Source organism: Aeromicrobium sp. (genome assembly GCF_049586495.1).
In the GTDB taxonomy this organism is placed as follows: domain Bacteria; phylum Actinomycetota; class Actinomycetes; order Propionibacteriales; family Nocardioidaceae; genus Aeromicrobium.
In genome coordinates this window covers 1-6033 of record NZ_JBAVCB010000058.1, presented here as the reverse complement: position 1 = coordinate 6033, position 6033 = coordinate 1, and the positions used below count along the sequence as shown (strand labels likewise).

Annotated in this window: 6 protein-coding genes; 4 read left to right on the top strand and 2 right to left on the bottom strand. The window is 68.3% G+C overall.

What is annotated here, in order from left to right:
- Window positions 1-29: 29 nt before the first annotated feature.
- A complete protein-coding gene (locus tag WB508_RS03395) occupies window positions 30-248 on the bottom strand; it encodes an antitoxin (protein ID WP_423843472.1) in 219 nt (72 codons plus the stop codon).
- Between the two features lie 73 nt (window positions 249-321).
- On the opposite strand from WB508_RS03395, the gene miaA reads away from it, so the two are divergent.
- The 4 genes from miaA (at window position 322) to WB508_RS03375 (ending at window position 5562) form a co-directional block, all read left to right on the top strand.
- Window positions 322-1227: a tRNA (adenosine(37)-N6)-dimethylallyltransferase MiaA gene (gene miaA, locus WB508_RS03390; RefSeq protein ID WP_423843471.1), complete on the top strand. Its 906-nt coding sequence runs from the start codon at window positions 322-324 to the stop codon at window positions 1225-1227.
- Complete coding sequence (gene dapF / locus WB508_RS03385) at window positions 1224-2042, top strand: diaminopimelate epimerase (protein WP_423843470.1); 819 nt, start codon at window positions 1224-1226, stop codon at window positions 2040-2042. Before miaA ends, dapF begins: the two co-directional genes overlap by 4 nt.
- Complete coding sequence (gene hflX, locus WB508_RS03380) at window positions 2039-3412, top strand: GTPase HflX (protein WP_423843469.1); 1374 nt, start codon at window positions 2039-2041, stop codon at window positions 3410-3412. Before dapF ends, hflX begins: the two co-directional genes overlap by 4 nt.
- A 212-nt stretch (window positions 3413-3624) precedes the next feature.
- A complete protein-coding gene (locus WB508_RS03375; RefSeq protein WP_423843468.1) occupies window positions 3625-5562 on the top strand; it encodes an ATP-dependent DNA helicase in 1938 nt (645 codons plus the stop codon).
- A 4-nt stretch (window positions 5563-5566) separates the two neighbouring features.
- Here WB508_RS03375 and WB508_RS03370 read toward each other — a convergent pair.
- The coding region (locus tag WB508_RS03370) for an NAD-dependent epimerase/dehydratase family protein (protein ID WP_423843467.1) at window positions 5567-6033 on the bottom strand (467 nt) is incomplete at its 5' end.

Genomic DNA, 6033 nt, shown 5'->3' with positions numbered 1-6033 from the left:
GCGCCGCCGCGCCCTCGGGTCGCGGTCGGTCAGGCCCTGCCGTCTTCGGCGAGCTTGTCCGCGGCGTCCTTGGCCTTGTCGGCGGCGCCGCCGATCTTGTCGTCGTACTTGCCTTGGGTGGCCTTGCTCGCGAGGTCGGCCGCCTTGTCGATGCCGGTGTCGATCTTGTCGCCCTGCGAGGCAGCCAGATCGGCGGCCTTGTCCTTGATCTCAGCGCCGTGCTTCTTGAACTTGTCGAGGAATCCCATGGTGAACCCTTGCGTTGTAGCAGGCACTCTCCGCCCACCTAAGTCCCTGACCCTACCTGCGAGACTAGGCGACATGACCGACGCTGACCGGATGACGGACGGTCGCCTTTGTCACGTGGTCGTGGTGGTAGGACCCACTGCTTCTGGCAAATCGGCGCTCGCTCTCGCGCTCGCTGCGGGGCTCGGCGGCGAGGTGGTCAACGGCGATGCGATGCAGCTGTATCGCGGCATGGACATCGGCACGGCGAAGACGCCGCCGGCCGGCCGTGGGGGAGTTCGGCACCACCTGCTCGACGTGCTTGACGTCACGGAGTCGGCCAGCGTCGCGGCATTTCAGCGCGAGGCCCGGCGGGCGATCGATGACTGCCACTCCCGCGGCGTCACACCGGTGCTCACCGGCGGGTCGTCGCTGTACGTGCGGGCCGTGATCGACCAGCTGGAGTTTCCGGGCACGGATCCGGCGGTGCGGGCGCGCTGGGTAGCTGAGCTCGACGATCGGGGTGCCGAGGCGCTGCACGGCGTGCTGGCAGAGCGGGATCCGGCGGCTGCGGCGCACATCCTGCCGTCCAATGGTCGCCGCATCGTGCGTGCGCTGGAGGTCATCGAGCTGACCGGGCAACCCTTCATCGCGACGATGCCGGCTCACGAGTCGATCTACCCGCACGTCACGATGATCGGCCTGGACGTGCCGCGCGCCGATCTCGATGTCCGCTTGTCGGCACGGGTCGATCAGATGTGGGAGTCAGGGTTGATCGACGAGGTGCGCGCTCTGCGGGAAGTGGGTCTCGACGACGGTGACACAGCGCCACGAGCCATTGGCTATAGCCAGGCGGTGGAGCAGCTCGACGGCCGGCTGTCCGAGGCCGAGGCGAAGACTCAGACCGTCCGAGCGACGAAGAAGTTCGCTCGTCGTCAGGACCGCCTGTTCCGTCAGGACCCCCGGATCCATTGGGTCAGCGACATAGAATGGGTGTCATGACTTTCGCGTGGTTGAAGGGGCACGGCACGGAGAACGACTTCGTGCTGCTTCCCGACCACGAGGGAACCGTGCACGGCGACCTCGACCCCACCTTCGTGGCGGCCCTCAGTGACCGTCGTCGCGGCCTCGGTGCCGATGGCGTTCTGCGGGTCATTCGCACGTCCGCCATCGGCGAGCCGTCCGAGGCCGAGTGGTTCATGGACTACCGCAACGCCGATGGCAGCCTGAGCGAAATGTGCGGCAACGGTATTCGCGTCTTCGCGCTGCACCTGGTCGATGAGGGTCTCGTCGACGGCGCAGCCCCGTTCCTGATCGGTACCCGCGACGGCGACAAGCAGGTCACGGTCGATCGCGATCGCGTGGTGGTCGACATGGGTCTGGCCCGCCTCGGCGCCACGTCCAAGGTGTCGGCCGAAGGGCGCACCTGGGAGGCGCACGAGGTCAGCACCGGCAATCCGCACGCCGTGGCCTTCGTCGACGACCTGGCGCACGCCGGCTCCCTGCTGGTGGAACCGGAGTTCGACCGCGGGGTCTATCCCGACGGCGTGAACATCGAGTTCGTGGTGCATCGCGCTCCCCAGCACGTCGCCATGCGGGTGCACGAACGTGGTTCCGGCGAGACCCGCTCGTGCGGCACCGGCGCGTGCGCCGCCGCCGTGGCCGCCGCCACCGTCGATCACGCCGTTCGCCCGGTCTCGTACCGCGTCGACGTCCCCGGCGGCACGGTGCACGTCACGTGGACTGCCGATGACCGTCTCCTGCTCGAGGGTCCGGCTGAGATCGTCGCCCGCGGCGAGATGGAGTGGCTCAGGTGACATCGGACCTGGAGGGTCTTGAGCTGGAGGAACGCAACTCGCTGCGACGCGTCGCAAACCTGCGCACCGAGCTCGAGGACATCACCGAGGTTGAGTACCGCCAGCTCCGTCTTGAGCGCGTCGTCTTGGTCGGTGTCTGGACCGAGGGCACGGTGGAGGACGCCGAGAACTCCATGGCCGAGTTGAAGCTGCTGGCCGAGACCGCCGGTTCTGAGGTCCTCGATGCGCTGATTCAACGCCGCCAGAAGCCTGACCCGGCCACCTACATCGGCACCGGCAAGGTCGAGGATCTTCGCGCGGCGGTCGAGGCCACCGGCGCGGACACCGTCATCTGCGATGGTGCGTTGGCGCCCAGCCAGCTGCGCAACCTGGAGGACCGCTGCAAGGTCAAGGTCGTCGACCGCACCGCGCTGATCCTCGACATCTTTGCCCAGCACGCCAAGAGCAAAGAGGGCAAGGCTCAGGTCGAGCTGGCTCAGTTGCAGTACCAGACCCAACGCCTCCGCGGCTGGGGCGGCAATCTGTCCCGCCAGGCCGGTGGCCAGGCGGCTGGCGGCGAAGGCATCGGTGGACGTGGCCCCGGTGAGACCAAGCTCGAGACCGATCGCCGCCGCATCCAGATGAAGATGACCAAGCTGCGACGCGAGCTGAAAGATCTTGGGCAGGCCCGCGAGACCAAGAAGGCCAACCGGCGTCGCCACGAGATCCCGTCGGTCTCGATCGCCGGATACACCAATGCCGGCAAGTCGAGTCTGCTCAACCGCCTCACCGACGCCGGAGTGTTGGTCGAGAACGCGCTGTTCGCCACCCTTGACCCCACCACGCGTCGCACCCAGACCTCCGACGGCCGGATCTACACGCTGTCCGACACCGTGGGGCTGGTCCGCAATCTGCCGCACCAGCTGGTCGAGGCGTTTCGCTCCACGCTGGAGGAAGTGTCCGAGTCCGATCTGATCCTGCATGTCGTCGACGGTTCCGACCCCGATCCCGCAGGTCAGATCGCTGCCGTACGCGAGGTGCTGGCCGAGGTCGATGCGCTGGGCGTCCCCGAGATCATCGTCATCAACAAGGCCGACACCGCCGATCCGCTGATGATCAAGCAGCTGCTGAGCGCCGAGCCGCACGCCGTGGTCATCAGCGCACGCACCGGTGAGGGCATGGATGAGCTGCTCGACGCGATCGAGGCCGACCTGCCGCGGCCAACCGAGCGGATCGAGGTCGTGCTGCCCTACGGGCGTGGTGACCTGCTCAACCAGATTCACGAACGCGGAGACATCGAGTCGCTCGAGCACGAGGCCGACGGCACCCACCTGATTGCTCTGGTTGACGGCGCACTCGCCCACGACCTCGCCGAGTACGGATCTGCCTGAAGTCGTTCGTCAGGGAGCGAAGCGACCGTGAGGCCGAAGGCCGAGGCGAACCACAGCCGTACAGCGTGCGGTGGCCTCGCCTCGGTCGCTGGCGCTCCCTCACGCTCCTCGCAGAGCTCGTCGCTGGCGAACGGGAGGTTCGACAGCGTTCGGCGGCGAGCAGGTGTGGACGCCGGGCACGGCGCGAGCAGACCGCCGGATAGCCTCGGCGCATGGCTGAGGAGACCGCAGGAATTCGCGAGGTGCTCCACGCGGCGGTCGAAGCGGTGGGTGGTGAGGATCGCCCCGGTCAGATCCAGATGGCCGAGGCAGTCCGCGACGCGTTGACCGACGGCACCCACCTGTTGGTGCAAGCCGGCACCGGCACTGGCAAGTCGCTGGCCTATCTCGTCCCCAGCCTGCTGCACGGCGAGCGGGTCGTGGTGGCCACCGCCACGCTGAACCTGCAGCACCAGCTGGTCGAGCGCGACATCCCCGCCATGAAGCGCGCAGCCCGCGCCACGCTCGACATCGTGCCGCACCACGCGGTGGTCAAGGGCCGCAGCAACTACGCATGTCTGCACCGGGTGCGAGAGGGTGCTCCCGACGATCAGGGCACCCTGATCGAGGTGCCCGAGGGGACGCTCGGCGGTGAGGTCGTCACCTTGCGCGAGTGGGCCGAGGAACAGGCCGACGCGGGCCACGTCGGCGACCGGGACTCCGCTCCCGCCCATTCAGAGCAGGCGTGGCGACAGGTCAGCGTCAACCACCGCGAGTGCCTCGGCGCCACCCGGTGTGGTCACGCGGCCGAGTGCTTCGCCGAGCTGGCCCGAGCCGATGCCCAGGAAGCGCAGGTCGTGGTCACCAACCACGCGCTGCTGGCCATCGACGCGATTGACGGCGTGCCGATGCTGCCAGAGTATGACGCGGTCATCGTCGACGAGGCGCACGAGCTTGCCGCCCGGGTCACTCAATCGTCCACCTCAGAGCTCAGCGCCGAGATGGTCGAGCGGGCCTCTCGTCGGGCACGGTCCTACGCACCCGATGGCTACGCCATCGACGACCTGTCCGATGCGGCCGACGCCCTGGTCGATGTGCTCACCCGCACCGACGAGGGGCGCATCGACGCACCCGAGCAGCCGCTGCTCAGCGCGCTCGCCCTGGTCCGCGACGCCGCACGAGCCTGCGTCACGGCACTCAAGAGCAAGCCGGGCGAGGGTGAGCCTGACGCGGGACGCCAGCAGGCGCAAGCCCAGGTCGACGACGTACGCGTTGTGGCCGAGCGCATGGCGTCCGCCTCAGAAACCGAGGTTCTGTGGCTCAGCGACTTCCGGGGCAACAAGCAGCTGCACGTCGCGCCGATCGACGTGTCCGGTGCGCTGCGCGAGAAGCTGTTTGGCACCAAGACCGTGGTGCTGACCAGCGCCACCTTGATGCTGGGTGGCGGCTTCGATCCCGTGGCGGCCTCGCTGGGCCTGACGCCCGGTGCAGACGACTGGACGGGCCTCGATGTCGGATCGCCGTTCGACTACCGCACCCAGGGCATGCTCTACGTCGCCAGCCACCTGCCACAGCCTGGCCGTGACGGTCTGGTCGAGGCGCAGATCGATGAGATCGTGTCGCTGATCGAGGCTGCAGGCGGACGAACGCTCGGTCTGTTCTCCTCGCGGCGTGGCGCAGAGACCGCCGCTGAACGGGTGCGTGAGCGGCTGCCTGACATCGACATCTGGTGCCAGGGCGACGCCCAGCTACCCGAGCTCGCACGCCGGTTCGTCGAGACTCCGTCCACCTGCCTGTTCGGCACCCTCAGCCTGTGGCAGGGTGTCGATCTGCCCGGCGACACGTGTCAGCTGGTCATCATCGACCGCATCCCGTTCCCGCGGCCTGACGATCCGTTGATGAGCGCACGGCAGCGCCTGGTCGAGAAGCGCGGCGGCAATGGCTTCATGACGGTCGCGGCTCAGCACGCCGCGTTGCTGCTGGCCCAGGGGTCGGGGCGTCTGATCCGACGCCACACGGACCGCGGGGTGGTGGCCATCCTCGATCCTCGCCTGGTGTCCGCGCGCTACGGCAGCTTCCTCGCCGCGTCGCTGCCGCCCATGTGGCGCACCACCGATCACGACACGGTCATCAAGGCGCTGGCGCGGCTCCACGCCGCAGCCACCGACTGAACCTTCAGGCGTGAGCCTGGCGGGCTTGCCAGGCGCTCTGCACCATCTGGTCGATGGAGTGCCGCATGGTCCAGCCGAGATCGCGCGCGGCGAGATCGCCAGCCGCCACGATGCGGGCCGGATCGCCGGGCCGGGGTTCGACGATCTCGGGCTCGAAGTCGATGCCGGTGGCCGACGCCACGGCCGTCATGATCTCGCGCACGGACACGCCGTCACCGCTGCCGAGGTTGTAGACCGGCTCCAGAGCCTGCCCGGCCAGCAGCTTTTGCGCTGCGACCACGTGCGCATCGGCGAGGTCGGCCACGTGGATGTAGTCGCGCACGCAGGTGCCGTCGGGGGTGGGATAGCCATCACCGTTGATGCGGGGCGTCCGCCCCTCCATCAGCGCCTCGATCACCAGCGGAAACAGATTGTGCGGGCTGGTGTCATACAGATCGGAGACCGCTGATCCGACCACGTTGAAGTAGCGCA